Source organism: Streptomyces sp. NPDC004126 (genome assembly GCF_050275515.1).
In the GTDB taxonomy this organism is placed as follows: Bacteria; Actinomycetota; Actinomycetes; order Streptomycetales; family Streptomycetaceae; genus Streptomyces.
In genome coordinates this window covers 203169-229206 of the sequence record NZ_JBNNPF010000002.1, presented here as the reverse complement: position 1 = coordinate 229206, position 26038 = coordinate 203169, and the positions used below count along the sequence as shown (strand labels likewise).

The 26038-nt window shown below is 73.1% G+C and carries 26 protein-coding genes and 1 pseudogene; 12 read left to right on the top strand and 15 right to left on the bottom strand.

Features of this window, described 5'->3' with window-relative positions; translation table 11 throughout:
- The 3 genes and pseudogenes from ACQKM2_RS03550 (at nucleotide 1) to ACQKM2_RS03540 (ending at nucleotide 2942) form a co-directional block, all read left to right on the top strand.
- The gene (locus tag ACQKM2_RS03550) at nucleotides 1-900 is read left to right on the top strand and encodes an amidohydrolase family protein (RefSeq protein ID WP_427706106.1); all 900 of its coding nucleotides are present in this window, start codon (nucleotides 1-3) and stop codon (nucleotides 898-900) included.
- Nucleotides 901-911: 11 nt separating this feature from the next.
- Nucleotides 912-2456: pseudogene (locus ACQKM2_RS03545) on the top strand (acyl-CoA synthetase); the annotation flags it as partial.
- Nucleotides 2457-2480: 24 nt separating this feature from the next.
- The gene (locus ACQKM2_RS03540) at nucleotides 2481-2942 is read left to right on the top strand and encodes a MaoC family dehydratase (protein WP_427706295.1); all 462 of its coding nucleotides are present in this window, start codon (nucleotides 2481-2483) and stop codon (nucleotides 2940-2942) included.
- A 54-nt stretch (nucleotides 2943-2996) separates the two neighbouring features.
- On the opposite strand, the gene ACQKM2_RS03535 is transcribed toward ACQKM2_RS03540, so the two are convergent.
- The 7 genes from ACQKM2_RS03535 to ACQKM2_RS03505 all read right to left on the bottom strand — a co-directional run bounded on the left by ACQKM2_RS03535 (nucleotide 2997) and on the right by ACQKM2_RS03505 (nucleotide 10070).
- The gene (locus ACQKM2_RS03535; RefSeq protein WP_427706104.1) at nucleotides 2997-3962 is read right to left on the bottom strand and encodes a Gfo/Idh/MocA family oxidoreductase; all 966 of its coding nucleotides are present in this window, start codon (nucleotides 3960-3962) and stop codon (nucleotides 2997-2999) included.
- A 1-nt stretch (nucleotide 3963) separates the two neighbouring features.
- A complete protein-coding gene (gene ligA, locus ACQKM2_RS03530) occupies nucleotides 3964-5274 on the bottom strand; it encodes a protocatechuate 4,5-dioxygenase subunit alpha (RefSeq protein ID WP_427706102.1) in 1311 nt (436 codons plus the stop codon).
- 25 nt (nucleotides 5275-5299) lie between these two features.
- The gene (locus ACQKM2_RS03525) at nucleotides 5300-6223 is read right to left on the bottom strand and encodes an amidohydrolase family protein (RefSeq protein ID WP_427706100.1); all 924 of its coding nucleotides are present in this window, start codon (nucleotides 6221-6223) and stop codon (nucleotides 5300-5302) included.
- A gap of 2 nt (nucleotides 6224-6225) precedes the next feature.
- Nucleotides 6226-6915 carry a 4-carboxy-4-hydroxy-2-oxoadipate aldolase/oxaloacetate decarboxylase gene (gene ligK / locus ACQKM2_RS03520; RefSeq protein WP_427706098.1) on the bottom strand — a complete coding sequence of 230 codons (690 nt, stop codon included), beginning with the start codon at nucleotides 6913-6915 and terminating at the stop codon, nucleotides 6226-6228.
- Nucleotides 6916-6931: 16 nt separating this feature from the next.
- The gene (locus ACQKM2_RS03515; RefSeq protein WP_427706096.1) at nucleotides 6932-7957 is read right to left on the bottom strand and encodes an amidohydrolase family protein; all 1026 of its coding nucleotides are present in this window, start codon (nucleotides 7955-7957) and stop codon (nucleotides 6932-6934) included.
- 29 nt (nucleotides 7958-7986) lie between these two features.
- Entirely contained in the window at nucleotides 7987-9198 is a 1212-nt protein-coding gene (locus ACQKM2_RS03510) for a 4-hydroxybenzoate 3-monooxygenase (RefSeq protein WP_427706094.1), read from the bottom strand.
- A 104-nt stretch (nucleotides 9199-9302) separates the two neighbouring features.
- Nucleotides 9303-10070, bottom strand: a complete 768-nt coding sequence (locus ACQKM2_RS03505) for an IclR family transcriptional regulator (RefSeq protein ID WP_427706092.1) — start codon at nucleotides 10068-10070, stop codon at nucleotides 9303-9305.
- A gap of 76 nt (nucleotides 10071-10146) precedes the next feature.
- Here ACQKM2_RS03505 and ACQKM2_RS03500 point away from each other — a divergent pair, with 76 nt between their 5' ends.
- The 3 genes from ACQKM2_RS03500 (at nucleotide 10147) to ACQKM2_RS03490 (ending at nucleotide 12732) form a co-directional block, all read left to right on the top strand.
- The gene (locus ACQKM2_RS03500) at nucleotides 10147-10926 is read left to right on the top strand and encodes a substrate-binding domain-containing protein (protein ID WP_427706090.1); all 780 of its coding nucleotides are present in this window, start codon (nucleotides 10147-10149) and stop codon (nucleotides 10924-10926) included.
- Between the two features lie 11 nt (nucleotides 10927-10937).
- On the top strand, nucleotides 10938-11357 hold the full coding sequence (locus ACQKM2_RS03495) for an ATP-binding protein (protein WP_427706088.1): 420 nt from the start codon (nucleotides 10938-10940) through the stop codon (nucleotides 11355-11357).
- A 262-nt stretch (nucleotides 11358-11619) separates the two neighbouring features.
- A complete protein-coding gene (locus tag ACQKM2_RS03490; protein ID WP_427706086.1) occupies nucleotides 11620-12732 on the top strand; it encodes a carboxylate-amine ligase in 1113 nt (370 codons plus the stop codon).
- Nucleotides 12733-12829: 97 nt separating this feature from the next.
- On the opposite strand, the gene ACQKM2_RS03485 is transcribed toward ACQKM2_RS03490, so the two are convergent.
- From ACQKM2_RS03485 to ACQKM2_RS03465, 5 genes are all read right to left on the bottom strand, one after another.
- Nucleotides 12830-14299 carry an amino acid permease gene (locus tag ACQKM2_RS03485; protein WP_362467316.1) on the bottom strand — a complete coding sequence of 490 codons (1470 nt, stop codon included), beginning with the start codon at nucleotides 14297-14299 and terminating at the stop codon, nucleotides 12830-12832.
- A gap of 407 nt (nucleotides 14300-14706) precedes the next feature.
- Complete coding sequence (locus ACQKM2_RS03480) at nucleotides 14707-15498, bottom strand: ABC transporter permease (protein ID WP_427706084.1); 792 nt, start codon at nucleotides 15496-15498, stop codon at nucleotides 14707-14709.
- Complete coding sequence (locus ACQKM2_RS03475; RefSeq protein ID WP_427706082.1) at nucleotides 15495-16490, bottom strand: ATP-binding cassette domain-containing protein; 996 nt, start codon at nucleotides 16488-16490, stop codon at nucleotides 15495-15497. Before ACQKM2_RS03475 ends, ACQKM2_RS03480 begins: the two co-directional genes overlap by 4 nt.
- Nucleotides 16491-16591: 101 nt before the next feature.
- Entirely contained in the window at nucleotides 16592-17437 is an 846-nt protein-coding gene (locus tag ACQKM2_RS03470) for a DUF4097 family beta strand repeat-containing protein (RefSeq protein WP_427706080.1), read from the bottom strand.
- A gap of 83 nt (nucleotides 17438-17520) precedes the next feature.
- A complete protein-coding gene (locus ACQKM2_RS03465) occupies nucleotides 17521-18039 on the bottom strand; it encodes a hypothetical protein (protein WP_427706078.1) in 519 nt (172 codons plus the stop codon).
- Between the two features lie 328 nt (nucleotides 18040-18367).
- On the opposite strand from ACQKM2_RS03465, the gene ACQKM2_RS03460 reads away from it, so the two are divergent.
- Both ACQKM2_RS03460 and ACQKM2_RS03455 read left to right on the top strand, forming a co-directional pair.
- The gene (locus ACQKM2_RS03460) at nucleotides 18368-18733 is read left to right on the top strand and encodes an STAS domain-containing protein (RefSeq protein ID WP_427706076.1); all 366 of its coding nucleotides are present in this window, start codon (nucleotides 18368-18370) and stop codon (nucleotides 18731-18733) included.
- 15 nt (nucleotides 18734-18748) lie between these two features.
- Nucleotides 18749-19204: an ATP-binding protein gene (locus tag ACQKM2_RS03455; RefSeq protein ID WP_427706074.1), complete on the top strand. Its 456-nt coding sequence runs from the start codon at nucleotides 18749-18751 to the stop codon at nucleotides 19202-19204.
- Here the strand turns inward: ACQKM2_RS03455 and ACQKM2_RS03450 are convergent.
- The gene (locus ACQKM2_RS03450) at nucleotides 19176-19763 is read right to left on the bottom strand and encodes a hydrolase (protein WP_427706072.1); all 588 of its coding nucleotides are present in this window, start codon (nucleotides 19761-19763) and stop codon (nucleotides 19176-19178) included. The two genes, ACQKM2_RS03455 and ACQKM2_RS03450, sit on opposite strands and share 29 nt — an antisense overlap.
- A gap of 84 nt (nucleotides 19764-19847) precedes the next feature.
- Here ACQKM2_RS03450 and ACQKM2_RS03445 point away from each other — a divergent pair, with 84 nt between their 5' ends.
- Nucleotides 19848-20405, top strand: coding sequence for a DUF6434 domain-containing protein (locus tag ACQKM2_RS03445; RefSeq protein ID WP_427706070.1), 558 nt, complete (start codon nucleotides 19848-19850; stop codon nucleotides 20403-20405).
- Nucleotides 20406-20540: 135 nt separating this feature from the next.
- Nucleotides 20541-21602, top strand: coding sequence for an enoyl-CoA hydratase/isomerase family protein (locus tag ACQKM2_RS03440; protein ID WP_427706068.1), 1062 nt, complete (start codon nucleotides 20541-20543; stop codon nucleotides 21600-21602).
- 59 nt (nucleotides 21603-21661) lie between these two features.
- Here ACQKM2_RS03440 and ACQKM2_RS03435 read toward each other — a convergent pair whose 3' ends face one another.
- Nucleotides 21662-22408 (bottom strand): TetR/AcrR family transcriptional regulator, encoded by a 747-nt coding sequence (locus ACQKM2_RS03435; protein ID WP_427706066.1) that lies wholly within the window; start codon nucleotides 22406-22408, stop codon nucleotides 21662-21664.
- Between the two features lie 326 nt (nucleotides 22409-22734).
- Between ACQKM2_RS03435 and ACQKM2_RS03430 the strand changes: the two genes are divergently transcribed.
- Both ACQKM2_RS03430 and ACQKM2_RS03425 read left to right on the top strand, forming a co-directional pair.
- Nucleotides 22735-23481 carry a class I SAM-dependent methyltransferase gene (locus ACQKM2_RS03430; RefSeq protein WP_427706064.1) on the top strand — a complete coding sequence of 249 codons (747 nt, stop codon included), beginning with the start codon at nucleotides 22735-22737 and terminating at the stop codon, nucleotides 23479-23481.
- A gap of 115 nt (nucleotides 23482-23596) precedes the next feature.
- Nucleotides 23597-24847 (top strand): cytochrome P450 family protein, encoded by a 1251-nt coding sequence (locus ACQKM2_RS03425; RefSeq protein ID WP_427706062.1) that lies wholly within the window; start codon nucleotides 23597-23599, stop codon nucleotides 24845-24847.
- A gap of 27 nt (nucleotides 24848-24874) precedes the next feature.
- On the opposite strand, the gene ACQKM2_RS03420 is transcribed toward ACQKM2_RS03425, so the two are convergent.
- Nucleotides 24875-25951, bottom strand: a complete 1077-nt coding sequence (locus ACQKM2_RS03420; RefSeq protein ID WP_427706060.1) for an alpha/beta hydrolase — start codon at nucleotides 25949-25951, stop codon at nucleotides 24875-24877.
- Nucleotides 25952-26038: the final 87 nt, after the last annotated feature.

Genomic DNA, 26038 nt, shown 5'->3' with positions numbered 1-26038 from the left:
ATGACCGACCGCCCGTACGCGCCCGCGTTCGACCTCGACGCGCTGACCGCCATCGACGTGCACACCCACGCGGAGGTCTCCAAGGACGGCCACGGGGCCCTCGGCCCGGAGCTGTTGGGAGCCTCCGAGGCCTACTTCAAGGCCCACGGCCACCGGCAGCCCACCATCGACGAGATGGCCGCGCACTACCGCGAACGCCGCATGGCGGCCGTCGTCTTCACCGTCGACGCCGAGCACGCCACCGGCCACCCGCGGATCTCCAACGAGGAGATCGCCGAAAGCTGCGCCGCCCACGCCGACGCCCTGATCCCGTTCGCCAGCATCGACCCGCACAAGGGCCGCGCGGGGGTCCGCGAGGCCCGCCGCCTGGTGGAGGAGTACGGAGTGCGCGGGTTCAAGTTCCACCCGAGCATCCAGGCCTTCTCCCCGGACGACCGCCTCGCCTACCCGCTGTACGAGGCCATCGAGGAACTCGGCGTACCCGCCCTCTTCCACACCGGCCAGACCGGGATCGGCGCCGGCGTCCCGGGCGGCGGCGGCATCCGGCTCAAGTACTCCAACCCCATGGCGGTCGACGACGTCGCCGTCGACTTCCCCGAGCTGAGGATCGTCCTCGCACACCCCTCCTTCCCCTGGCAGGACGAGGCGCTCGCCGTCGCCACCCACAAGCCGCACGTCTACATCGACCTGTCCGGCTGGTCCCCGAAGTACTTCCCGCCGCAGCTCGTGCGCTACGCCGACACCCTGCTCAAGGACAAGGTCCTCTTCGGCTCCGACTACCCGGTCATCACCCCCGACCGGTGGCTCGCCGACTTCGCCGCACTCGACATCAGGCCCGAGGTCCGGCCCAGGATCCTCAAGGAGAACGCCGCCCGGCTGCTCGGCCTGTCCACCGACTGAAGGAAACGCTCGTGCTGAACCAAGGCATCGGCTCCTGGCCGGCGCGCCGGGCCCGCAGGACACCCGACCGGACCGCCGTCGTCCACGGCGACCGCACCCTGACCTACCGGGAACTCCACCGCCGCGTCCTGCGGCTCGCCCACGGCCTGCGGGCCCTGGGCGTCGGGAGCGGCGACCGGATCGCCTACCTGGGCCCCAACCACCCGGCCTTCCTGGAGACGCTGTTCGCCGCCGGAACACTCGGAGCGGTCTTCGTCCCCCTCAACACCCGCCTGGCCGCCCCGGAGCTCGCCTACAACCTCTCCGACTCGGGCAGCGTCGTCCTCGTCCACGCCCCGGAGCAGGCCGAGGCCGCACGCGCCGCCGCCGACGAGGCCGGGGTGCGCCACCGGATCGCCCTCGAAGGGCCCGCCGGACCCGGTGACGGCGCCCTCGCGTACGAGGAGCTGCCGGCCGGCGCCGCCGACGGGACCCCGTCCGAAACCATGGACGTGGCCGTACGCCCCGAAGACCCGTGCATGATCATGTACACCTCCGGGACCACGGGCCGCCCCAAGGGAGCCGTCCTCTCCCACGGCAACATCCTCTGGAACAGCGTCGACGTCCTCGTCGACACCGACCTCACCGCGGACGAGGTCACCCTGGTCGTGGCCCCGCTGTTCCACACCGGCGCCCTCAACATGACCTGCCTGCCCACCCTCCTCAAGGGCGGCCGGGTGGTCCTGCTCCCCGCCTTCGACGCCGACCTGGTCCTCGAAACCGTCGAGCGCCTGCGCGTCACCTACCTGTTCGGCGTCCCCACGATGTACGACGCCATGGCCGCCCGGCCGCGCTGGGCGCGCACCGACCTCTCCAGCCTGCGCACCCTCAACTGCGGCGGCGCACCGGTCCCGGCGCGCACCATCGCCGCGTACACCGACCGCGGCCTCGCCTTCAGCCAGGGCTACGGCATGACCGAGGCGTCCCCCGGCGTCCTCTTCCTCGACCGGGAGCAGGCGGCCGCCAAGGCCGGCTCCGCAGGCGTCCCGCACTTCTTCACCGACACCCGCATCGTCCGGCCCGACGGCAGCGACACCGCACCCGGCGAACGCGGCGAGGTCCTCGTCCAGGGCCCCCACGTCATGACCGGCTACTGGAACAGGCCCGAGGACACCGCCGCCGCCTTCACCGACGGCGACTGGCTGCGCACCGGCGACATCGCCCGGACCGACGCCGACGGCTACGCCTACATCGTCGACCGGGTCAAGGACATGTACGTCTCCGGCGGCGAGAACGTCTACCCGGCGGAGGTCGAGGACGCGCTCCTCGACCACCCCGCCGTCGCCGAATGCGCGGTCATCGGCATCCCCGACCCGGTCTGGGGCGAGGTCGGCCGAGCCGTCGTCGTCCTCAAGCCCGGGGCCCGCGCCGGCGAGGACGACATCCTCGGCCACCTCCGGGGCAGGCTCGCCAAGTACAAGATCCCGAAGTCGGCCGTCCTCACGGGCAGCCTGCCCCGTACGGCCTCCGGAAAGGTCGTCAAGTCCGCCGTCCGCGACACCTTCGCCACCGGTTCGCCCGCACCATCGAAAGGTTTCCTCATGCCCATCGCCATCGCCGACGGCCTCGACGCACTCACCTCCCTCAGCGGAGCCGACCTCGGCCGCACCGAGTGGCTCGACATCACCCAGGACCGGGTGGACACCTTCGCCGACGCCACCGACGACCACCAGTGGATCCACACCGACCCGGAGAGGGCCAAGGACGGGCCGTTCGGCGCCCCCATCGCCCACGGCTACCTCACGCTCTCCCTGATCATCCCGCTCTTCGGCGAGCTGCTCGGCATCACCGGCACCCGGATGAGCGTCAACTACGGCCTGGACAAGGTCCGTTTCCCCAGTCCCGTCCGGGTCGGCGCGCGGATCCGCCTCCACGGGGTCGTCGGCACGGTGGAGGCGGTCAAGGGCAACGGCGTGCAGATGCCGATCACCTTCACCGTCGAGGTCGAGGGCGGCGACAAGCCGGCGTGCGTCGCCGACGCCGTCTACCGCCACTACGCCTGACATGACAGAACGGGCTCCCCGTGCCGGCCGGCACGGGGAGCCCGTTCTGTCATGTCAGGCGGCGGTGAGCTGTGCCTCCAGGGCCGCCAGCGTCCGGTAGCAGGACAGGACCTGGGCGATGGAGGAGTTCGGTTCGCGGCCCTCGCGGATGGCGGCGACGAACTCGCGGTCCTGCAGCTCGATGCCGTCCGTCGAGACGTCGAGCCCGCTGACGTCGATCGGCTCGTCCTTCCCGGTGAACAGGTCGTCGTAGCGGGCGGTGTAGGTGCCGGAGTCGCCGATGTAGCGGAAGAAGGTGCCGAGCGGTCCGTCGTTGTTGAACGACAGGGACAGGGTGCAGATGGCACCGTTCGCCGCGCGCAGCTGGACCGACATGTCCATCGCGATGCCGAGCTCGGGGTGGACCGGGCCCTGGACCGCGTTGGCCTGCACGATCGGCGAGCCGGTCTGGTAGGCGAAGAGGTCGACGGTGTGCGCCGCGTGGTGCCACAGCAGGTGGTCGGTCCAGGAGCGCGGAGCGCCCAGCGCGTTGAGGTTCGTGCGGCGGAAGAAGTACGTCTGCACGTCCATCTGCTGGATGTTGAACCGCCCGGCCTGGATCCGCCGCCGCACCCACTGGTGGCTCGGGTTGAAGCGCCGGGTGTGGCCCACCATGGCGACCAGCCCCGTGCGCTCCTGCGCCGCCAGACAGGCCTCGGCGTCGGCGAGGGAGGCGGCCAGCGGAATCTCGACCTGGACGTGCTTGCCCGCGTCGAGGCAGGCGAGCGTCTGCGCCGCGTGCATCGGGGTGGGGGTGGCGAGGACGACGGCGTCGACGTCGTCCATCGCGAGCACCTCGTCCAGGGAGGCCACGGCACGGCCGACCCCTTGCGCCGCGGCGAACTCCTGCGCGCGTTCGAGGGTGCTGCTCACGACGGCGGCCACCTCGACGCCCTCGATCCGCCTGAGCGCGGCCGCGTGCTTGGCGCCGAAGGCGCCACCGCCGGCCAGGGCCACCCGGATGCTCCGGTCGTCGCTCATGTCACTTCACTCCTTCAGCGGGCTCCTGGGCCCGGGTGCGGTTCTCGACTATCAGGTGGCCGACGGCGGTGTTGGACGCCGGCACGTGGTAAAAGCGGTGCTTGACCTCGATGTCCCCCGACCCGTCGAGGTCGCTCATCGCCCCGCGGGCGATCAGCCACATCACCAGCTCGATGCCCTCCGAGCCCGCCTCCTCGACGTATTCCAGGTGCGGTACCCGCGACAGGCCGACCGGGTCCTCGACGAGCCGGTCGAGGAAGGCGTTGTCCCACTCGCGGTTGATGAGTCCGGCGCGCGGGCCCTGCAACTGGTGGCTCATGCCGCCGGTGCCCCACACCTGGACCTTCAGCGGCCGGTCGTACGACTCGATCGCCTTCCGCAGCGCCCGGCCGAGGGCGAGGCAGCGCGCGCCCGAGGGCACGGGGTACTGCACCACGTTGACGTGGAACGGGACCACCTTGCACGGCCACTTCTCGACGTCCCCGAACATCAGCGACAGCGGGACGGTCAGGCCGTGGTCGACGGTCATCTCGTTGGCGAGCGTGAGGTCGAAGTCGTCCCTGATCAGCGAGTGCGCGATGTGGGCGGCCAGATCGGGGTCGCCCTCGACACCGGGGACCGGGCGGGGGCCGTACCCCTCGTCGGCGGTGGCGAAGGCCGCGCCGGTGCCGAGCACGAACGTCGGGATCAGAGACAGGTCGAACGCGGACGCGTGGTCGTTGTAGACCAGGAGGACCACGTCCGGGAGGTTCTCCCGCGCCCAGGCCCTGGAGGGCTCGTAGCCCTCGAAGACCGGCCTCCAGTAGGGCTCGCCGGTCTTGCCGTGGTCCATCGCCGCGCCGATCGCCGGCACGTGGGAGGTGAAGACCGCACCGGTGATCACGGCGTGTTCGGCAGGGGGAGTCCGATCGGCGTGCGCCGCCTCCAGGACGGCGTGATCGATGCGGTTGCCCTCGACGGAGCGGCCGCCGCCGGCCATCATCGCCCGGTACTCCTCCTCGGTCATGCCGGTCATCGAACCGGCCATCCGCTGGAAGGAGAACCCCAGCGTCGCACCCCACTTGGCGAGGAAGTAGATGTTGCCGCCCTCGCGCATCGCGGCGTTGAGGTCACGGTCCAGCAGGGCCCGCTTCTGCTCCTCGCGCAGCGGCCACGCGTCCAGGTAGGCACGCTCGTCGGCGAGGTAGAGGGCGCGGTTCTCCGCCGTCATCAGCGACATGCAGAACTGGTTGAGGTGATAGCCCCTGGCGGACTGCTCGGCGTCGAAGACGGTGGTCCCCGGCACCAGTTTGTACGTCTTGTCCAGCGACAAGGTCGGGCTCCGATCGTGAGACGGGTCAGCCGGCTTCCGGCCAGTACAGGCGCATCGGGTTGTCGACGAGGAGCCGCTGCCGCAGCTCCGGCGTCGGCGCGATGCCCGGGACGAAGTCGACGAGCAGTCCGTCGTCGGGCATGTGGGCGGCGAGGTTCGGGTGCGGCCAGTCCGTGCCCCACAGCACCCGGTCGGGGAACTCCTCGACCACGCGGCGTGCGAACGGGACGACGTCGCGGTACGCCGACCGCTCGCCGTCGAGAGCCGGCGGGCCGCTCACGGACAGCCGCTCGGGGCAGGTCACCTTGCACCAGATGTCCGGCCGGGCCCGCATGAAGTCCAGGAACGCGCCGAATTCCGGGCCGTACGGGTCCCGGGTGACATCGGGCCGGCCCATGTGGTCGACGACCAGCGGAACCGGCATCGACAGGAAGAAGTCGCGCAGGCCCGCCAGGTCGGCCGCTTCGAAGTAGACGACCACGTGCCACCCGTAGGGCGCGATCCGCCGGGCGACGTCCCGCAGCTCCTGCCGCGGAGCCGCGTCGACGAGCCGTTTGACGAAGTTGAACCGCACGCCCCGCACCCCGGCCTCGTGCAGCTCCCGCAGCTCGGCGTCCGAGACGTCCGGCCGCACCGTCGCCACGCCCCGGGCCAGTCCTCCCGAGGACCGCAGGGCATCGACCAGGGCGCTGTTGTCGGCGCCGTGACAGGTCGCCTGGACCACGACGTTGCGGGTGAAGCCCAGATGGTCGCGCAGCCCGAAGAGCTGGTCCTTGGACGCGTCGCACGGGGTGTACTTCCGTTCGGGCGCGAACGGGAACGCGGCTCCCGGGCCGAACACGTGGCAGTGCGCGTCGACGGCCCCCTCGGGCACCCGCCACCGCGGCCGGCTCGGGGCGGCGTACCAGTCCAGCCAGCCGGGGGTCTTCTCGTACCGTGTCGTCGCCATCGTCAGTCCTCGTAGCGCAGGCCGAGCCCGGCCAGCGGGCCGCGCATGCCGTACAGGTCCAGGCCGAGCTCGCCCGCGCGGAACCGTGCCCGCCTGCCCTCCTCGCCGGCCTCGCGCCGGGCCGCGGCCGCGGCGACCTCGGCGGCGCGCTCGCGCGGCACCACGACGACGCCGTCGCGGTCCGCCACGACCACGTCCCCGGGCCTGACCAGGGCGTTGGCGCAGACCACCGGGACGTTGACCGAACCGAGGGTGGCCTTGACGGTGCCCTTGGCGTTGACCGCCCGGGCGAAGACGGGGAAGTCCATCTCCTCCAGTTCGGCCACGTCGCGCACGCCGCCGTCGATGACCAGGCCCCGGCCGCCGCGGGCGCGGAACGAGGTGGCGAGCAGCTCGCCGAAGAACCCGTCCTCGCTCTCCGTCGTGCAGGCCGCGACGACCACGTCGCCCTCCTCGATCTGCTCGGCGGCGACGTGGAGCATCCAGTTGTCGCCGGGCTGCAGCAGCACGGTCACCGCCGTGCCGCAGAGCCGGGCCCGGGTGTAGGCGGGGCGCAGGTACGGGCGCATCAGCCCCACCCGGCCCATCGCCTCGTGGACGGTCGCGACGCCGAACGCCGAGAGCGCGGCGACGTCCTCCGGGTCGGCGCGGGTGATCGCGGTGTGAACGACACCGAGCCGCGTGTGTTCCATGGGTCCTTCTCCTGGGTCAGAGGCCGGAGGCGGTGAGCCGGGCGGCGAGGCGGGGGTAGACGCGCAGGGCGTTGCCGCAGTAGACGGCGGCCCGTTCGTCGTCGGTGAGGTGCGCGGCGGCATCGACGTACCGCCGCGTGTCGTCGAAGTGGTGGCCGGTGCGGGGGTCGACGGCGCGGACGGCGCCGATCATCTCGCTGGCGAAGAGCACGGACCGGCTGGGGACGACCTGCGTGAGCAGGTCGATGCCGGGCTGGTGGTACACGCAGGTGTCGAAGAAGACGTTGTCCAGGAGCGTCTCGGGGTCCGGCCGGCCCAGCGCCGTCGCCAGGCCGCGGAACCTGCCCCAGTGGTAGGGCACCGCGCCCCCGCCGTGGGGGATCACGAACCGCAGCGACGGGAAGTCGGCGAACAGGTCGCCCTGGAGCAGCTGCATGAACGCCGTGGTGTCCGCGTTCAGGTAGTGGGCGCCGGTCGTGTGGAAGGCCGGGTTGCACGAGGTGCTGACGTGGATCATCGCCGGGACGTCGTACTCCGCCATCGCCTCGTAGAGCGGGTACCAGCTCCGGTCCGTCAGCGGCGGCGCGCTCCAGCTGCCGCCCGACGGATCGGGGTTGAGGTTGACCGCGACCGCGCCGAGCTCCTCGACCGCACGGCGCAGTTCGGGCAGGCAGGTGGCGGGGTCGGCGTCCGGGGACTGCGGCAGCATGGCGGCCGTCGCGAAGCGGTCGGGGTAGAGCCCGGCGACGCGGTGCACGAGGTCGTTGCAGATCCGTGCCCAGGTCGCGGACACCCGGAAGTCGCCGATGTGGTGGGCCATGAAGCTGGCCCGGGGGGAGAAGACCGTCAGGTCGCTGCCGCGCTCGTCCATGAGGCGCAGCTGGTTGTCCTCGATCGCCCGGCGGAGGTCGTCGTCGGTGATGACGAGGTCGTCCGGGTCGGGGGCGTCCGCGGGGGATCCGGCGGCGGCGACCTGCCGGTCGCGCCACCGGGCCAGTTGCGGGGGCGCGGTGGTGAAGTGGCCGTGACAGTCGATGATCATGTCGGGATGTCTCCTGGGGTCTCGTCGGGTCAGCCGCGGGAGGCGGCGGGCCAGCCCGTGTACTGCTCGGCGAGATACGCACGGCCGGCGCGCGTGCCCACCACGTTGTCGAGTTCGCCGAGTTGGCGCCGCAGGTCGAACGGCGAGGCGCCGGGCGGGGTGTGCAGCAGCCGGGTCATCCAGTGGGAGAAGTTCTGCGCCCGCCAGATCCGCTGCAGCGCGTGCGGCCCGTACTCCGCCAGGGCGGCCTCGCCCCCGGTGCCGAGGGCCCGCAGGAGGACGCCGGCCAGGACCTTCACGTCGTGCAGTGCGAGGTTGAGCCCGCGGGCGCCGGTCGGCGGCACGGTGTGGGCGGCGTCTCCGGCGAGCAGCATCGAGCCCCAGCCCATCGGCTCCTGCACGAACGACCGGAACCGCAGGACCGTCTTGTCGAGGATCGGGCCCTCCTCGAGGCGGAAGCCGTCCTCCCCCGCCACCCGTGCCTGGAGCGTCTCCCAGACGCGGTCGTCCGGCCAGTCGTCGACGGGCTCGTCCGGGGCGCACTGGAAGTACATCCGCTGCACGGTCTCGGTCCGTTGGCTGATCAGCGCGAAGCCGTGCTCGGAATGGGCGTAGACCAGCTCGGGTGCGCTCGCCGGCGCCTCGGCCATGATGCCGAACCACGCGAACGGGTACTCCTTGCCGTACCGCACCCGCCGGTCCTCGGGGACCAGGCTGCGGCACATGCCGCGCGATCCGTCCGCGCCCACGACGTACCGCGCCCGGATCTCGTGCCGGGCACCGTCGGCCGCGGTGTACCGGACCCGCGGAGCAGCGGTGGTGACGTCGAGGACCTCGGTGTCGCTCACCCCGAAGTGGACCGTGCCGCCGTCGCGGTCGCGCGCGTCGGCCAGGTCGGTGAACACGTCGGTCTGCGGGTAGAGCCACACCGACGCGCCCACCAGCTCCTTGAAGTCGATCCGGTGCGGCCGCCCGCCGAAGCGGAGCTCGGTGCCCTCGTGTTCGTGGCCCTCGCGCAGGATCCGGTCGCCGACACCCGTCTCGATCAGGTCCCGGGCCGCGTCGGCCTCCAGGATGCCGGCGCGCTGCGTCGTCGCGATCTCGTGACGGGTGCGGGTGTCGATCACGATCGTGTCGACTCCGGCCCGCCCGAGCCGGTGAGCGAGCATCAGGCCGGCCGGACCGGCCCCGACGACTGCGACGGGAACCGAGGCAACGGTGTCGACGACGGCGTCTGCCATGGCATCTCCTGGGCAACGGTGGACGTGGGGAACACGTCGAACGTTGGCAGCCGGGACCGCGGCCGGTCTCCGGTCTTTCCGTCAGGCGGAAGCCCGCTCGGATCTCAGGAGGTGGAGCGGGTACGCCGGCCGAGCTCGCCGGAGATCGCGTGCGCGGCCCTCAGCAGCGGCTCACGCAGTCCGCGCGCCCGGCTCGCCCCACGTGCCGTGATCACGATCCCGAGGGCCGCGCCGACGGGCCCGTTCCGTCCGATCCGCACGGGCGCGGAGACCGCGACGGTGCTCTCGGAGAGCTGCCGGTCGCTGACGAAGACGTGTTCGCGGCGGATGCGGTCCAGTTGCGCGCGGAGCGTCTTCGGGTCGGTGACGGTGTGCGGGGTCCAGGCCCGCAGCGGGGATTCGAGGACCTCTGCCTGGATGTCCACCGGTGCGTGCGCGAGCAGGACGCGCCCCATCCCGGTGGAGCCGATGGGGAACCGGGCCCCCACCATCGTCAGCAGCTCCACCGACCGGTGCCCGGCGATCCGCTCGACGAACACGAGCTCCGTGCCCTCGCGCACCGCGAGCTGGACGTTCTCGTGGGTCGCCTCGTAGAGGTCCTGCATGAAGGGCAGCGCCACGTCGCGCAGGATCTGGGTGCGCGGGCATCCCGAGGCGATCTCCCAGAGCCTCAGGCCGATGTGCCAGGACCCGTCCTCCGCGCGCTCCAGAGCACCCCACGCCGCGAGTTCGGCGACGACCCGGTGCGTCGTGCTCAGGGCCAGGCCGGTGCGCTGGGCGATCTCCGACAGCGTCTGCGACGGGTGCTCGCGGTCGAAGGCCGAGAGGACGTCCAGGACCTTTCCAGCCGCCGTGCTCCGGGTTGTGCTCACGCGGCCAGTCTCGCAGACCGCCTGTGAGGCCCCGCACGGAGCGCCGTACGATCTGCCGCACACCAAGGGAGGCGACGTGAACCAAGTGATCTCCGGGCTGTCCTCGATGGCGACGCGGCCCCTGCTGGCCGAACTGTCCGAGCGGATCCGGCTCGTGCACGGGCTCTGCCTGCGCTTCGAGGCCGTCGGCGGGGTCGAGGTCGCACGGCGGGTGCGCGAGGGCGCCGAGGCCGACCTGCTCGTACTCGCCGACGGCGCCATGACCGCGCTGGAGCAGGAGGGCCACCTCGCGGCGGGCACGGTGCGCCCGCTGTGGATCTCCCAGGTCGTCGCCGCCGTGCCGGCGGGATCACCCGTTCCGGAGCTCGCCTCGGAATCCGGCCTGCGGGCCGCCCTGGAAGCGGCGCAGCGCATCGCCTACTCCACCGGTCCCAGCGGAACGGCCCTCGTCGAGCTGATCGGCCGGCTGGGCCTCGCCGGTGCGCTCGCCGACCGGCTCGTCCAGGCACCCCCGGGCGTGCCGGCCGGCAGTCTGCTGTCGTCCGGCCGGGCCGACCTGGCGTTCCAGCAGCACAGCGAGCTGATGGACCTGCCGGGCGTCGTCGTCGCCGGACCGCTGCCGGGCGACACCGCCATCAGCTCGACGTTCAGCGGAGGCGTACTGGCCTCGGCCTCCCGGCCGGGCCCCGCTCTCGAAGTCCTCGACTTCCTCGGCTCCGCCGCGGGGTCCGAGATCGCCCGCACCAGGGGCATGCGGGCGTCGAGGCGGCCGCCGTTCGTCGCGGACGACGGTGGAGTACGGCACGGCGGACGGGGAAGGGGCTTCCTCGGGGGACGCGAGCGTCAGACGGGCTGAGGTGATCGAGCATGGCGGACTCCGCTCCGACCCGCCCGGTGCGACGGCACTGTCAGTGCCAGGGAGACGGTGCACCGGCCCGGGCCCGTGAGGAGGTCCGCCACCTGGTGGACGAGGCGGGTGCCGCAGGGCGCCCGGTTCCCGTGGAGGTGCGGGACGCCGCGCTGCTCGTCGCCAGCGAGCTGGTGACCAACGCGGTGAAGTACGCCTCCGGCCCGTGCGGGTTCGCCCTCGGCTGGTCGGCCGACGGCCTGGACATCGACGTCACCGACTCCAGCCCCGCCCCGCCCCGCAGGCGCCCCGCCGACCCCGCCGGAGCGACCGGCGGGTACGGCTGGCCGCTCGTGCGGAGGCTCAGCTCGCAGGTGGACGTCCGGCCGACGCCGGAGGGCGGCAAAACCGTGCACGCCCGCATCCCCGGCTCGGGCTGAAGCTCAGGGGCGCGGGGGAACGGGTGGCGACCTCGGATTGTGGCGCTCCCACCACGGCGAGATCCTGTGGAGGTGGCCCTCGCCGGCCCGCACGCCGACCCCGTCGGGCCGTCCACCGGGACCTGGCGGACGCCGCCCCGCGCATGATGGAGGTGAACACGGCCGCGGAGGTCCGCGACGCCGCGGACGTGTACCCGTGACCGCGCCCCGCATGGCGGCACGGCCGACGTGCAGGTGCCGGGCACTCGGCAAGGAGGACCCGATGGACGTACTGACCATGGGGGTGGAAGAGGAGTTCCACCTCGTGGACCGCGACAGCAGGGCGCCGGTGAACCGGGCTCCGGAGGTGATCGGAGAGCTCGCGGCGGAGCTGGGCGATCAGGTCCAGGCCGAGTTCTACAACACCCAGGTGGAGGTCTGCACCCGGCCCGCCGGCGAGCGCGAGGACCTGCGCCGGCAGCTGCTGCGGCTGCGGTGCTCCGTCGCGGAGGCCGCCGAGCGGGCCCGCTGCCTCGCGGTGGCCTCGGGGAGCCCCGTCGTCCCGCCGCGGGAGCCGCTGACCATCACCGACAATCCCCGCTACCGGCTGATGGCGAGCCGGTTCGCCGGGCTCGTGGGGCCATCCCGCCTCGTCTGCGGCTGCCACGTGCACGTCGGCCGCCTCGACCGGGGGCGGGCCCTCGCGCTGGCGAACCAGATGCGGCCCTGGCTGCCGGTGCTCCAGTCGATCACCGGGAACTCCCCCTTCGTCTGCGGCCGCGACACCGGCCTCGACAGCTGGCGCACGGTCGCGTACTCCGGCTGGCCGACCGTGGGGCCGCCGCCCCTGGTCGACGAGCGCCAGTACGTCGAGTACGTGGACGGCCTGGTCGCCGCGGGGGTGCTGCTCGACCGCCGCATGCTCTACTGGCACGCCCGTCCCTCCGAGCACGTGCCGACGCTGGAGATCCGCATCGCCGACGTCAACGCCGACGTCGACACCGTCGTCCTGACCGCCGTCCTGGTACGAGGCCTCGCGTCGGTCCTGCTCGACGAGGCGGACGCGGGCGTACCGCCGCCCGAACCTCCCGAGCGGGTGCTGCGCGCCGCCCACCGGCTGGCCGCCCGGCACGGGATCGACGGACCCGGCCTGGACGTGTGGACCGGCGTGCGGGCGCCCGCCCGGCTGCTCGTCGACCGGCTGGTGGAGCGGGCGGCCCCGGGGCTGGAGCGGGCAGGCGACCTGGGTGCCGTGCGGGCCCTGTGGGCCGGGATGTGCCGCCGGGGCACCGGCGCCCACCGCCAGCGGGCCGTCTACGCGGCGACGGGCAGCCTGGCGGCGGTCGTCGACAGCCTGGACGCGGCCACCGGCAGCATGGCCGTCGAGGCCGCCTGAACCGGACCCGCCCCGTCCCGGTCGCGGGTACGCCGAAGGGGGCGTACCGGCCGGGGGAGGGGCCGGCACGCCCCCGTCGGGGGAGTGCGGTCAGCGGTCAGGACCGGGCCGCGGGCTCCAGCGCCTCGTCGGCCTCGCCCGCCGCACGCGCCGCGACCTGCGGGTTGCGCGACTTGAGCACGGCCCAGCCGATGGCCAGGCAGACCGCCCAGCCGGCGCCCACGTACAGGGAGACGCGGCTGTCCGGGTCGATGGCGATCATCACGGTGACCAGCAGCAGGAAGGCCACGGCGATCCAGCTGCAGATGGTGCCGCCCGGCGCCGGGAAGGAGGAGGCGGGCAGCTTGCCCGCGTCCACCGCGCGGCGGTAGCGGATGTGGCTGACCAGGATCATCAGCCAGGTCCAGATGCCGGCCGCCGTCGCCACCGAGGTGACGTAGCCGAAGGCCTTCTCCGGGACGACGTAGTTCAGGACCACGCCGATGCCCATGAGGGCGGTGGAGAGGGTGATGGCCACGGCCGGGGTCTTGGTGGAGCTGAGCTTGCCGAGCAGCTTGGGGGCCTCGGAGTTCGCGGCCAGGTCGCGCAGCATGCGGCCGGTGGAGTACATGCCGGAGTTGCAGGACGACAGGGCCGCGGTCAGCACCACGAAGTTGACGATCGCCGCACCGGCCGGGATGCCGATCTTGGCGAAGGCCGCCACGAATGGGCTGACGCCGGGCTGGAACTCGGTCCACTTGACGACCATCAGGATCACGCTGAGCGCACCGACGTAGAAGACGATGATGCGCCAGGGCAGGGTGTTGATCGCCTTGGGGAGGGTCTTCTCCGGGTTCTCGGACTCGCCCGCCGTGACGCCGACGAGCTCGACGGCCAGGTAGGCGAACATGACGCCCTGCAGGGTCATCAGGCTGGAGCCGACGCCCTTGGGGAAGATGCCGTCGAAGGCCCAGAGGTTGGACACGGCGGCGGTGTCACCGGCCTGGCTGAAGCCGAAGGTGACCACGCCGATGCCGATCACGATCATGCCGATCAGGGCCGTGACCTTGACCATCGAGAACCAGAACTCGATCTCGCCGAAGATCTTCACCGAGATGAGGTTGGCGACGTACAGGACCACCAGGAAGACGAGGGCGGTCACCCACTGGGGGACGTCCGGGAACCAGAAGTGCACGTAGATGGCCGCGGCGGTCAGCTCGGCCATGCCGGTGACCACCCACATGAGCCAGTACGTCCAGCCCGTGACGAACCCGAAGAACGGGCTCAGGAACTCGCGGGCGTACTCCGCGAAGGAACCCGAGACGGGGCGGTACAGGAGCAGCTCGCCGAGCGCTCGCATGATGAAGAAGACGATGACGCCGGCGAGGGCGTACATGAGGATGAGGCTGGGTCCGGCCTTGGCGATGTTCGCCCCGGCTCCCAGGAAGAGGCCGACGCCGATGGCGCCGCCGATGGCGATCATCTGGACCTGGCGGCTGCCGAGGCCGCGCTCGTAGCCCTCCTCGGGCGTGGTGCCCGTGGTGGCGTTGTCGTCGCCGTGGTGCTGTTCGACCTGCGTCGAGGTCATGCTCTGGTGCGCCTTTCCGCTCCATGCCGATCCGCCGCCGTGCTCGGCCGCGGATCGGGTTCCGATCCCCCGGATGCTGATGGAGTTGCATGCCGGCGGTCGGCCGACTTCAGCGCCCCTGTCCGGACGTGGGTGGTCCGGCAGGCGGTCGAGAAGATGTACCACGGTGCCCGGCGCCGGGCCGTGGCGAACATCACCGGCAAATCGGCCATTCGCCCGTGACCAGGCCCAAAGACCCTTGCGCAGTGATGTCATCGTTATCCGGATCTGAGCCTCCGCTGAGCGAACGCGGAATGACATCGAGGCAACGCGTGCCACCGCCGTCCCGCCCGGGACCCCGGCGGTCACGCAGCGTGCACGCCGAAGCCCCTCCGCGGGGGCGGAGGGGCAGGAAGCGGCTCTGACGGTCACCCGGCGTCGCGGTCGTACGCCGCCTTCGACCAGCGGTAGCCGAGGACGGTCAGGCCGAGGCACCAGAGCAGCGCGATCCACCAGTTGTTCCCGATCTCCGTGCCGAGGAGCAGCCCGCGCAGGGTCTCGATGGCCGGAGTGAAGGGCTGGTACTCGGCGACCGGCTGGAACCAGCCGGGCATCGCCTGGACGGGGACGAACGCGCTGGAGATCAGCGGCAGGAAGATCAGCGGCAGGGCGTTGTTGCTGGCCGCCTCGGCGTTGGGGCTGACCATGCCCATCCCGACTGCGATCCAGGTGAGCGCCAGGGCGAAGAGCACGAGCAGTCCGAACGCCGCGAGCCACTCCAGCACCGTGGCGTCCGTCGAGCGGAACCCGATGGCCACCCCGACGGCGCCGACGAGCACCACGCTGACGACCGCCTGGAGCACGCTGCCGACGACGTGCCCGACCAGGACGGAGCCCCGGTGGATCGCCATCGTGCGGAAGCGGGCGATGATCCCCTCGCTCATGTCGTTGGAGACGGACACCGCGGTGCCGATCGTGGTGCTGCCGATGGTCATCAGCAGCAGGCCCGGGACCAGGTACGCGATGTAGTCGGCTCGGTCGGCGCCGCCGCCCCCGATGCCCGCGCTCATCACGTCGCCGAAGACGTAGACGAAGAGCAGCAGCAGGACGACCGGGGTGAGCAGCAGGTTCAGGGTGAGGGACGGGTAGCGGCGGGCGTGCAGCAGGTTGCGCCGCAGCATCGTGGACGAGTCGCGCAGGGCGGGGGAGAGGGAGCTCATCGGACGTCCTCCTCGGCGGGGGCGGGCTGGGTTCCGGGGACGCGGCCGCCGGTCAGGGCGAAGAACACGTCGTCCAGGTCGGGCGTGTGCACGGTCAGTTCGTCCGCCTCGACGCCGACGGCGTCCAGCCAGTCGAGTACGGAGCGCAGCTCGCGCTGGCTGCCGTCGCTGGGGATCCGCAGCGACAGCGCCTCGTCGTCCCGCGCCGCCGCGTCCAGGGCGGCGGCCGCCGCGCGGTAGGCCGCCGGGTCGGAGAACCGGAGCCGGACGTGCCCGCCGGGGACCAGCCGCTTCAGCTCCTCGGGGGTGCCCTCGGCGACGATCCTGCCGCCGTTGAGCACGGCGACGCGGTCGGCGAGTTCGTCGGCCTCCTCCAGGTACTGGGTGGTGAGGAGGACGGTGACCCCGTCGGCGACCAGCTCGCGGACGATCTGCCACATGGCGTGGCGCGAGCGCGGGTCCAGGCCGGTGGTGGGCTCGTCGAGGAAGATGATCCGCGGGCCGCCGACCAGGGTCATGGCGATGTCGAGGCGGCGCTTCATGCCGCCGGAGTAGGTGGAGGCGGGCTTCTTCGCCGCCGCGGTCAGGTCGAAGCGCTCCAGCAGTTCCGCGGCCACGCGCCGCCCCTCCGGCCTGGGCAGGTGGTGGAGGTCCGCCATCAGGAGCATGTTCTCCTCGCCCGTGATCAGCCCGTCGACGGCGGAGAACTGACCGGTCACGCCGATCGCGGCACGCACCCGGTCCGGGGCGGAGGCGACGTCGTGGCCCGCGACCTGGGCCTGACCGCCGTCGGCGGTGACGAGGGTGGAGAGGATCTTCACGGCGGTGGTCTTGCCGGCGCCGTTCGGCCCGAGCAGCGCGAACACGCAGCCCGCGGGGATGTGCAGGTCGACCCCGTCGAGGACGGTCTTGTCGCCGTACGACTTGCGCAGGCCCGCGGCGCGGACCGCGGCCTGCTGCTCCCGGGCCGGGGAGGGGATTGATGTGGGCATGACAGAAGAAGGCATGGGGCCCTCCGATCGAAGGCTGGAGCGGCTGGAGCTGTGCGGGAGGGGCGGCCGGGCGGCCCGGACGGGGTCGCCCGGCGGCCGGGTCAGGCCTTGGCGCGCAGGACGTCGATGTTGCCGTGCCGGGTGCGGGCGCGGATCCGGACCGATTCCTCGGAGTCCTCCGGGGCGCCGCCGGCGGTGAGCGTGTTGCGGACCTGGCCGGAGCCGGAGTTGACGTCGAGCCAGGCGGCCGTGCCCTCGCGCACGCCGACCTCGATGGTTCCGTAGCCGGTCTCCAGGTCGACGGTGCCGCGCGCCACTTCGCCGATCCGCAGGGCGCCGTGGGCGGTGGTGGCGGTGACCGAGCCCTCGGCGCGCCGGACGTCGATGTCGCCGTGGGCGCCGCTCACGCGCAGGTCGCCGGTCGCCGCGCCGACGGTCGTGCTGCCGTGCGAGTTCTTGAGCACGCCGGGGCCGTCCACGAGGCCGACGCGCATGCTGCCGGAGCTGGTGGTGATCTCGGCCGGGCCCACCACGCGGTCCACGGTGATCGAGCCGTGCGACGCGGTCAGCCGCAGCGGCCCGGTCGCGTCGAGCCGGACGTCGCCGGTCGAGGTCTTCACCCGGACCTCGCCGAGCCGGCCCTCGCCGAGCACCTGGGCCCAGGCGCCGGTCAGGTCGACGTCCGACCCCGCGGGCAGCTCGACGGTCACGTCGACGATCCCCGGGCGGCGCAGCGAGTTGCGGTGCTTCGGCGTCCTGACGGTCAGGGTGCCGTTGGCGTACGAGACCTCGGTCTGCTCGGCGGCCCGCACGTCCCGGTCCTTCTCCGGGATGCGGGGGAGCACCTCGACGACCGTGTCGCGGCGCTCCCCCGCGGTGAAGCGGATGGAGCCGGCCTCGACGTGCGCCGTGACCGAGATCGGTTCGGGAGTGTCGAAAGAAGGCATGGCTGTCCCGTCCTCTTGGGTCTTGGGGTGGAGTGGTGCCGGTGTGGGGTGGTGCCGGTGCGGGGTGGTGCGTGCGGGCCCGGCTAGCGGACCCAGCCCGTGACGCTCTGGCCGATGGTCTGGATCCGGTCCGTCGGACGCGGCCGGGTGCCGCCCTCGACCGCCGCCGACACCGCCCGCACCAGCCAGGCGTTGACCGACGTCCCCTCGCGGTTGGCCGCCTCCTCGGCGCGGGCCTTGAGGTGGGCCGGCAGGCGCAGGTTGACGCGGGCGGTGCCGCCCTCGTCGCCCTCGGCCGGGGCCGGGGCGCCGAGCGGTTCGGCCGGCGCGCCCGGGAGGGGTGCCGGGGCGGCGCCGGTGGCCGGCAGCGTCACGACGAAGTCGGGGTCCAGCCCGCGCAGCCGTACGTCGACCGAGCCGGGGGCGAGCTCGCGGGTGATCTCGTCCATCGCGGCGGACAGCACGTTGAGCATGGTCAGCCGGGTCGCCGACTCCAGGGGAGCCGTGAGCCTCTCGGCCAGCTCGCGGGCGTCGTCCCCGCCGGCTTCGGCGGCCACCGCCAGTTCGCGGCGGAGGGTGTCGATATACGGCGTGAGGTCCATGACGCCATCATGGCACCACTGTGGCGCCTTGCGCAAGGGTCGATGGCGCCGAATGGTGCCGTGATGGACGTCATCGGGTCTGACCTGCGGAAACGTGCGGCGGGTCGACGGAAAGTCGAGGTCGGGCGGGGTATTGGGAGGGGACGAGTGGCGCGGGATGGCGCCACGTGGTGCCATCCGGTGTCATCGCCGAGCCGCCGGCCGCGCACCGGGCCGCCCGGGGGAAAACCCGCCGGGTTCCCCGAGAGTCCCGAGGAGTGCGGCGGCGCCGCATATAGCGTCGGGCCGGGGGAAGGCGTAGGGGGCAGCGGACGGAAGGTGATGCCGGATGGTCTCCGGAGCGGACGACAAGCGGTTCACCGTCGCGGTGCGGGCGGTGGACGGGGTGGTACTGCTCACCCTCGGCGGTGAGCTGGACCATGACACGGCGGGTCCCTTGAAGGAGGCCCTGGACGCGGCCGCCCACCGCGGCGGCCGGCTGCTGGTCGACATGGCGGGACTGCGGTTCTGCGACTCGACGGGTCTCAACGCCCTGCTCCACGGCCGCCTCGCCGTGCAGGAGGCCGGCGGCAGCCTGGAGCTGGCCGGGCTGACCGGGCCGGTCGCCAGGATGTTCCGCATCACCGGCGCGGACGGGGTCTTCCCGGTCCATGCCGATGTCGCGCAGGCGCTCGGTGCGAACCAGGGCCGATGAGAGGGGGCGGGAGCCGTGGAGCAGCGTGGCCGGGCCGAACGCAACTGGCTGCTGGTCCTCGAAGGGATGGCCGACCCGGTCCTGCACAGCCGTGACTTCACCCGGCGGGCGCTGACCGCGTGGCGGTGGCTGCCGGTGCGGAGTCCGGCGGCGCGCGAGGCGGTGGAGGACGTCCTGCTGCTGGTCTCGGAGGTGGTGGCCAACGCCTGTCTGCACGGCGGCGGCCCCGGGGTCCTGGTCCTGGACTGTACGGACGAGCGGCTGCGGATCGAGGTCACCGACGCGAACCCGGTGCCGCCCGTCCCGTCGGGGGACGGGAAGGACCCCCGGGAGCCGGGCGGGCACGGGCTGGTGATCGTGGACCGGCTGGCCCGGTCCTGGGGCGTGCGGCCCGGTGCGGCCGGCAAGTGCGTGTGGGTGGAGGTGGCGTGCCCCGCTGCCGTCAGCGGAGTGCGTCCAGGGCCGCGATGATCTCGCGGGTGGAGCTGACCCGGCCGATCCGGGGGAAGATCTTGCCGAAGGCGTGGGCGTGCGAGTCGGCGTCCAGGTCGGCGGTCGCGTCCTCCGCGAAGACCAGGCCGTAGCTGTGCTCCCAGGCGGCGCGGGCGGTGGACTCGACGCCGATGCTCGTCGAGATGCCCGCCAGGACGATCTTGTGGATCCCGCGGCGGCGCAGCTGGAGGTCCAGCTCGGTGCCGGTGAAGGCGCCCCAGTGGCGTTTGGTGACCCTCACGTCCCCCAGGGCGGCCAGCTCGGCGGGGATCTCGGAGAAGGCGGCCGGCGGGGCCGCGGCCGGGCCGGGGCGGTCGACGTCGGTGGTGGGCAGGTCGCAGCCGTCGGGCGACCAGGCGACGTTCACCAGGACGACCGGCAGCTTGTGCGCGCGGAAGGCCTCGGCGAGCGCGATGCCGTTGCGCAGGATCTCGTCGCCGGGCCGGGCGGTGGGCAGGGCCAGGATGCCCTGCTGGAGGTCGATGAGCACGAGCGCGGTGCCGGCGTCGAGGGCCGGGGCGGAAGCGGGGGAGTCCATGGGGACGACCGTAGGAAACCGCGGGCGCGGTTGCACGCGTGTCCCGGGGCGGGCCGGCCGTGTCGCCACCCCTAGGATGGGAACATGAGTGCGAATCGCGTGGCGGAGAGCCGGCCCGAACCGACCCCGGAGCTGTCCGGCGCCGAGCTGCTGCGCTGGTACTGGACGCTGGAGGAGCTGACCGGGCTCGCCCGGCGGAAGGGCGTCCCCGCCGGCGGAGGCAAGGCCGCCCTCACGCAGCGGCTCGCCGCCGCGCTGGACGGCCGCGCCCTCCCGGCCCCCGTTCCGGCCGCCCGGCGCGGCGGGCGCCAGCTGAAGGCGCCCGTCGACGGGGCCAGCGTGATCCCCGAGGGGCAGCGGTGCAGCCAGGTGCTCCGGGAGTTCTTCCTCCGGGAGATCGGGCCGGGCTTCCACTTCGACGCCTTCATGCGGGAGTACGTCGCCCAGGGCGCGGGCCGTACGCTCGCCGAGGCCGTCGCCCACTGGCACGCCACCCGGCAGCGGGCCGCCGAACCCCAGGAGGTCGGCGCCCAGTTCGAGTTCAACCGCTTCCTGCGCGACTGGCACGCCCGCCACCCGGACGGCACCCGTGAGCAGGCCCTCGCCGCCTGGCGCGAACACCGGGCCCGCCCCCGTGACTGACGCCCGCCCGGGCGGTGCACCGCCGCGGTCCCGCTCACCCCTGGTACAGACCTGGTTCATCCCGAATCCGGTCAGACTTGACAAGTCCACCAGAAACGATCTTCATGGGGCGGGGGAGGAGACATACTGACGGACGTGACCGACGACACCGTTCTGACCGAGACCGACGGCTGCACGGGGCTGATCACCCTCAACCGCCCCCAGGCCCTCAACGCCCTCACCCATCCCATGGTGCTGCGGATCGGGGAAGCCCTGACGGCCTGGGAGGACGATCCCGCCGTGAGCCAGGTCCTCCTGCGCGGCGCCGGGGAGCGCGGCCTGTGCGCGGGCGGGGACATCCGGGCGATCCACGCCGACGCGAAGGCGGGCACCACCGGCTCCCTCGACTTCTGGCGGGACGAGTACCGGCTCAACGCCCGCATCGCCCGCTACCCCAAGCCGTACGTGGCCCTCATGGACGGGATCGTGATGGGCGGCGGCGTCGGGCTCTCGGCCCACGGCGGCGTCCGCATCGTCACCGAGCGGTCCCGGGTGGCCATGCCCGAGACCGGGATCGGCTTCGTCCCCGACGTCGGCGGCACCTACCTGCTCTCCCGCGCCCCGGGCGAGCTCGGCACCCATCTGGCCCTCACCGGCACGGCGGTCGGCGCGGGCGACGCCCTGCTGTGCGGCCTCGCCGACCACTACCTGCCCTCCGGCTGGCTGGAGGAGTTCACCTGGGAGCTCACCAGGGCGCCCGTCGCCGAGGTGCTGCCCAAGTTCCACGGCACCACCCCCGAGGCCCCGCTCGCCGCCGACCGGGAGTGGATCGACCACTGTTACGCCGCCGACACCGTGGAGGAGATCCACAAGCGGCTGCTGGAGTCGGGCCTGGCGGCCGCGCGGGAGGCCTCCCAGCTCCTGCACGCCAAGTCGCCGACCTCCCTCAAGGTCACCCTCGCCGCGCTGCGCCGCGCCCGCGGACTGGACTCGCTGGAGCGGGTGCTGGAGCAGGAGTACCGGGTCTCCGCCGCCGCGCTGTCGACTCCCGACCTGGTGGAGGGCATCCGGGCCCAGGTGATCGACAAGGACCGCCGCCCGCGCTGGTCCCCGGCCGCCCTCTTCCAGGTCCGCCAGGCCTCGGTGGAGCGGCACTTCGCCCCGCTCGGCGAGGACCGCGAGCTGACCTTCCCGCCGTCCGGGGCCGGCCGCGGCTGATCCGGGTCGCCGGGCGGCCCGGACCGCTCCCCGCGGCCCGGGCCGCCCGGCCTCCCGCGTCAGTCCCGGCCGAGCCGGACCGAGAGGCCGTCGAGGACCCGCTGGAGCCCGTAGTCGAAGTTCTCGTCCCGCAGCCGCGCCGGGTCCTGGTTGTGCCGGGAGTACGCGTGGTCCTTCACCACGGGGTGGTCCTCCAGGGCCGCCTCGGCGGCGGGCAGCAGCGACTCCAGCCACTCCCTCTCGGTCTTCCCGCTGCGCGCGAGGAGCGAGAGGTAGGAGGCCTCGCTGGTGGTGGCGCCGATGACGTAGGAGATGACGGCCTTCACCGCGAGGTCGGCCTCGCCCGCCGGGAACCCCGCCGCCACGGACAGCCCCAGCAGCCGCTCCGACATCCGGATCAGGTTCGGGCCCAGGTGCGCCAGCCCGACCTGGCCCAGGACCGAGGCCACCCAGGGGTGGCGCAGCACCATCGCGCGCAGGCTGTGGCCGCACTGCGCCAGGGCCTCGCGCCACTTCTCCCCCGGGCTGTCGGCCGCGGGGAGTTCCAGCTCGCCGTAGACCTCGTCCACGACCAGCTCGATCAGCTCGTCCTTGTTGGTCACGTGCCGGTAGAGCGAGGTGGCGGCGGTGCCCATCTCCGCGCCGAGCTTGCGCATGCTGAGCGCCTCGATGCCCTCGGCGTCCAGGAGCCGCACCGCGGCCGCGACGATCTGCTCCTGGCTGAGCGCGGGCTGTTCCTTCTGTCGCCGCGGCCTGGTCCACACGGAGGCCACCGGGGCGAGGGTCTGCTGCTCTGAAGAGGACATGCCCCCAGCCTAACCCGATGCGAACAGTGTACGCATCATGCGTACACCCATGCGTACACCCATGCGTGGACCCCGTCGGACTCCGTTGGAACCCGTTCGGAGCCCGTTCGGAACTCGTTCGGAAAGCGGGCCCGGCCCGCCCCGGGACGGCCCCGGGACGGCCCTCGGGGGGCGCTGTGGCGGCCGCGCGCCCCGCCCGTGACGGGCGGGGAGGCCTCCCTCCCCGCAGGCCCGCACGCGTCCGCCCGCACCCCTCTCGCACCGCCTCCGACCTGCGGCGATGTGCCCTGCCGGACTATGATCATCCCCTGACCGAAGGGGAGTTGATGGACCGCACCATACGCTCGACGGAAGATGTACTGGCCCTCCTGGACGGGCTGTTCGCCCAGGACGCCGACCGCTGGACCGACGGCGGCGCCTCCTGGTGGGACGGCTTCTACGCCGACCGCTCCAAGCCCGTTCCCTTCTTCGTGGCGAAGCCGGACGAGAACCTCGTCTCGTACGCGGAGCGGGGCCTGATCCGCCCCGGCCGCGCCCTCGACCTCGGCTGCGGACCCGGACGCAACGCCCTCCACCTCGCCTCCCTCGGCTTCGAGGTCGACGCCGTCGACCTGTCGCCGACGGCCGTCGCCTGGGCCGAGGAGCGCGCCCGCGAAACCGGCGCCACCGGCGTCCGCTTCCACCGGGGCGACGCCTTCCAGCTCACCGCCACCGAACTGACCGGCCCCTACGACCTGGTGTACGACTCCGGCTGCTTCCACCACCTGCCGCCCCACCGGCGCGTCAGCTACCTGGCCCTCCTGGACCGCGTCCTCGCCCCCGGCGGCCACTTCGCCCTCACCTGTTTCGCCTCCGGCGCCATGGGCAGCGAACTCCCCGACGCCGAGCTCTACCGGCAGGGCAGCCTCGGCGGCGGTCTCGCCTACACCCCCGAGTCGCTGCGCCTGATCTTCTCCGGCCTGGAGGAGGTCGAACTGCGCCGGATGCGCGACGAGGGCGCCGCGTCACCGCTCTTCGGCGAACCCTTCCTCTGGACGGCCCTGTTCCGGCGTCCGGAGCAGGCCCGGAGGTAGCGCCCCGGCGCGGTCCGCGGACCGGGAAATGAGGCGGCCGGGCTTGTAGAACACCCCCTTCAGGCCGCACTGTTGGCCGGGATCCGCCCGTCCGGCCAGCCTCAGGAGAGCCCGCTTGTCACCCGACCGCGCCCCCGCGCACCCCCAGGCCCACGTCATCGACCCCGCCGGCGGCTGCCCCCACGCCCTCAACGCCCGGCTGCGCGCCCGCGGCGCGGTGGCCGAGGTGGTCCTCCCGGGAGGCGTACCCGGCGCGGTCGTCCTGGGGCACGAGGAGCTGAAGGAGTTCCTGTCCCACCCCGACGTGGCCAAGGACGCCCGCCACTTCCCCGGCCTGCACGACGGCACGGTCCCCGCCGACTGGCCGCTGCGGGTCTTCGCCAACGCCCAGGGCATGCACACCGCCGACGACGCCGACCACCGCCGCCTGCGCTCCCTCGTCGGCAACGCCTTCACCGCCCGCCAGGTGGAACGGCTGCGCCCGCGCGTCGAGGAGCTCGCCGACGAGCTCCTCGACGGCCTCGCCCGCGCCGCCGGGGACTCCGCCGACGGGACCGCCGACCTGCGCACGCACTTCGCACTGCCGCTGCCGATGAGCGTCATCTGCGAACTGCTCGGCGTCGACCCCGAGCACCGCGGCAGGCTGCACCACCTCTCCAACACCGTGATCATCTCCACCGACGTCCCGCCCGCCGAGGTCATGGCCGCCGTACGGGAACTCGTCGAGCTGATCGCCACCATCGCCGCGGCCCGCCGCGCCGCACCCGGCGAGGACCTGACCAGCGCCCTGATCGCGGCCCGCGACGACGACGGCGACCGGCTCAGCGAGGCCGAACTCATCGGCACCATGCGGCTGATGCTCGTCGCCGGCCACGAGACCACCCTCAACCTGATCAGCAACGCCGTCCGCGCCCTGTGCACCCACCGCGACCAGCTCGCCCTGGTCCAGGGCGGCAAGGCGAGCTGGTCGGACGTGGTCGACGAGACCCTGCGCTGGGACGGGCCGGTCAGCTGGTTCCCCTTCCGCTACCCCACCCGCGACCTGCCCCTCGGCGGCACCGTGATCCCCAAGGGCACGCCCGTCCTGGCCGGCTACACGGCGGCCGGCCGCGACGGCGCCGTCCACGGCCCCGACGCGGACCGGTTCGACGTCACCCGCCCCGGTGCCGGCCGCAACCTCTCCTTCGGGCACGGCGCGCACTACTGCGTCGGCGCCCCGCTCGCCCGGCTGGAGGCCACCATCGCCCTGGAACGGCTCTTCACCCGCTTCCCCGGCCTCGACCTCGCCGTCCCGGAGGCGGAACTCCCGCACCAGCGCAGCTTCATAGGCAACAGCGTCGAGGCCCTGCCGGTCCGCCTGGCCTGATCCGGAAGGCACGCCGTAGGACACGGCCTAAGACAGGGCCTGAGGCGCGGCCGGCGCGGCCAGCTCCGTGCTCAGCCAGCCCAGCGCGTCCGGGTACATCCCGCTCCAGGTCTGGAAGTTGTGGCCCCCGGACGGCCGTACCAGCGTCTTCACCCGGATCCCGGTGCCCCGCGCCGCCCGGGTGAAGTCCGCCAGCTGCCGCGGCGGGCTGTCCTTGTCCTGCGCGGAGGTGGCCAGGAACAGCCCGACGTCCGCCCCCTTCGCGTGCCCGGCCAGCCACATCGGGCTGTTGCGCTCCCGCAGCACCGGATCGGCCAGCACCTCCGGGTCCCCGGTCAGCGGGTCCGGGTCCAGGGCCGCGCCCGCCCGGAACACCCCCGGGTACTGCAGCGGCAGCTTCACCGCGCAGAACGCCCCCGTCGACACGCCCATCAGCCCCCATCCCTCCGGCCGGGGCAGCGTACGGAAGTTCCGCGCGACCAGCTCGGGCACGTCCCGAGCGAGCCAGGTGGCGACCTTGCGCGAGGGGGTGTCGCTGCAGTCGGTGTTCACCCCGCCGGGATAGATCTCCGGCACCACCAGCACGAACGGCCGCACCGCCCCGAGCTGCACCAGCTGATCCAGCGCGTCCGGCATCGAGCCGAGGTCGAACCAGGAGCCCGGCGAGCCCGGATACCCGTGGAGCAGCACCAGCACCGGGAACCGGGTCCGGTCCGCGCCCGGGGCGTCGTACTCCGGCGGGGTCCACACGATCACCTGGCCGGCGAGCTTCGAGCGGCTGCCCCGGAAGTACGTGCTGCGGGTGCCGTTCGCGCCCGGTGTGAACTTCGCCCGGCCCACCGGCGGCCCGGTCATCGAAGAGGCGCCGCGCCCGCCGGTGCCCAGCAGGTCGTCCCAGGAGGCGTACAGCCCGAAGCCCGCGTTGGTCCAGGCGGCCACCACGCAGACCGCCGTCAGCTGGCACAGCCCGAGCAACACCACCCGGACGGCCCAGCGCACCGCGCCCGGGCCCGGCACCCGGTTCCAGGCCAGGAGCGCGAGGAGCATGGCCAGCACGGTGGCCGCGATCAGTGTGACGAGGAACGACGTGCTGGTCAGCTCCACGGCGTCGGCTCCTGGGGTGCGGGACGGGGTACGGGGCGGTACGGGATGCGGGGCGGGGCGCCCCCCTCACCATGCCCGGTCGCGCCA

Bases quoted from the DNA above. Each gene is read 5' to 3' on its own strand.
- ACQKM2_RS03435 (WP_427706066.1), bottom strand. From the start codon at position 22,408: ATGTCCTCTTCAGAGCAGCAGACCCTCGCCCCGGTGGCCTCCGTGTGG.
- ACQKM2_RS03465 (WP_427706078.1), bottom strand. From the start codon at position 18,039: ATGGACCTCACGCCGTATATCGACACCCTCCGCCGCGAACTGGCGGTG.
- ACQKM2_RS03480 (WP_427706084.1), bottom strand. From the start codon at position 15,498: ATGAGCTCCCTCTCCCCCGCCCTGCGCGACTCGTCCACGATGCTGCGG.
- ACQKM2_RS03525 (WP_427706100.1), bottom strand. From the start codon at position 6,223: ATGGCGACGACACGGTACGAGAAGACCCCCGGCTGGCTGGACTGGTAC.
- ACQKM2_RS03450 (WP_427706072.1), bottom strand. From the start codon at position 19,763: ATGGACTCCCCCGCTTCCGCCCCGGCCCTCGACGCCGGCACCGCGCTC.
- ACQKM2_RS03510 (WP_427706094.1), bottom strand. From the start codon at position 9,198: ATGGCAGACGCCGTCGTCGACACCGTTGCCTCGGTTCCCGTCGCAGTC.
- ACQKM2_RS03475 (WP_427706082.1), bottom strand. From the start codon at position 16,490: ATGCCCACATCAATCCCCTCCCCGGCCCGGGAGCAGCAGGCCGCGGTC.
- ACQKM2_RS03445 (WP_427706070.1), top strand. From the start codon at position 19,848: ATGAGTGCGAATCGCGTGGCGGAGAGCCGGCCCGAACCGACCCCGGAG.
- ACQKM2_RS03550 (WP_427706106.1), top strand. From the start codon at position 1: ATGACCGACCGCCCGTACGCGCCCGCGTTCGACCTCGACGCGCTGACC.
- ACQKM2_RS03485 (WP_362467316.1), bottom strand. From the start codon at position 14,299: ATGACCTCGACGCAGGTCGAACAGCACCACGGCGACGACAACGCCACC.
- ACQKM2_RS03460 (WP_427706076.1), top strand. From the start codon at position 18,368: ATGGTCTCCGGAGCGGACGACAAGCGGTTCACCGTCGCGGTGCGGGCG.
- ACQKM2_RS03430 (WP_427706064.1), top strand. From the start codon at position 22,735: ATGGACCGCACCATACGCTCGACGGAAGATGTACTGGCCCTCCTGGAC.
- ACQKM2_RS03495 (WP_427706088.1), top strand. From the start codon at position 10,938: ATGGCGGACTCCGCTCCGACCCGCCCGGTGCGACGGCACTGTCAGTGC.
- ACQKM2_RS03540 (WP_427706295.1), top strand. From the start codon at position 2,481: ATGCCCATCGCCATCGCCGACGGCCTCGACGCACTCACCTCCCTCAGC.
- ACQKM2_RS03470 (WP_427706080.1), bottom strand. From the start codon at position 17,437: ATGCCTTCTTTCGACACTCCCGAACCGATCTCGGTCACGGCGCACGTC.
- ligK (WP_427706098.1), bottom strand. From the start codon at position 6,915: ATGGAACACACGCGGCTCGGTGTCGTTCACACCGCGATCACCCGCGCC.
- ACQKM2_RS03490 (WP_427706086.1), top strand. From the start codon at position 11,620: ATGGACGTACTGACCATGGGGGTGGAAGAGGAGTTCCACCTCGTGGAC.
- ACQKM2_RS03515 (WP_427706096.1), bottom strand. From the start codon at position 7,957: ATGATCATCGACTGTCACGGCCACTTCACCACCGCGCCCCCGCAACTG.
- ACQKM2_RS03535 (WP_427706104.1), bottom strand. From the start codon at position 3,962: ATGAGCGACGACCGGAGCATCCGGGTGGCCCTGGCCGGCGGTGGCGCC.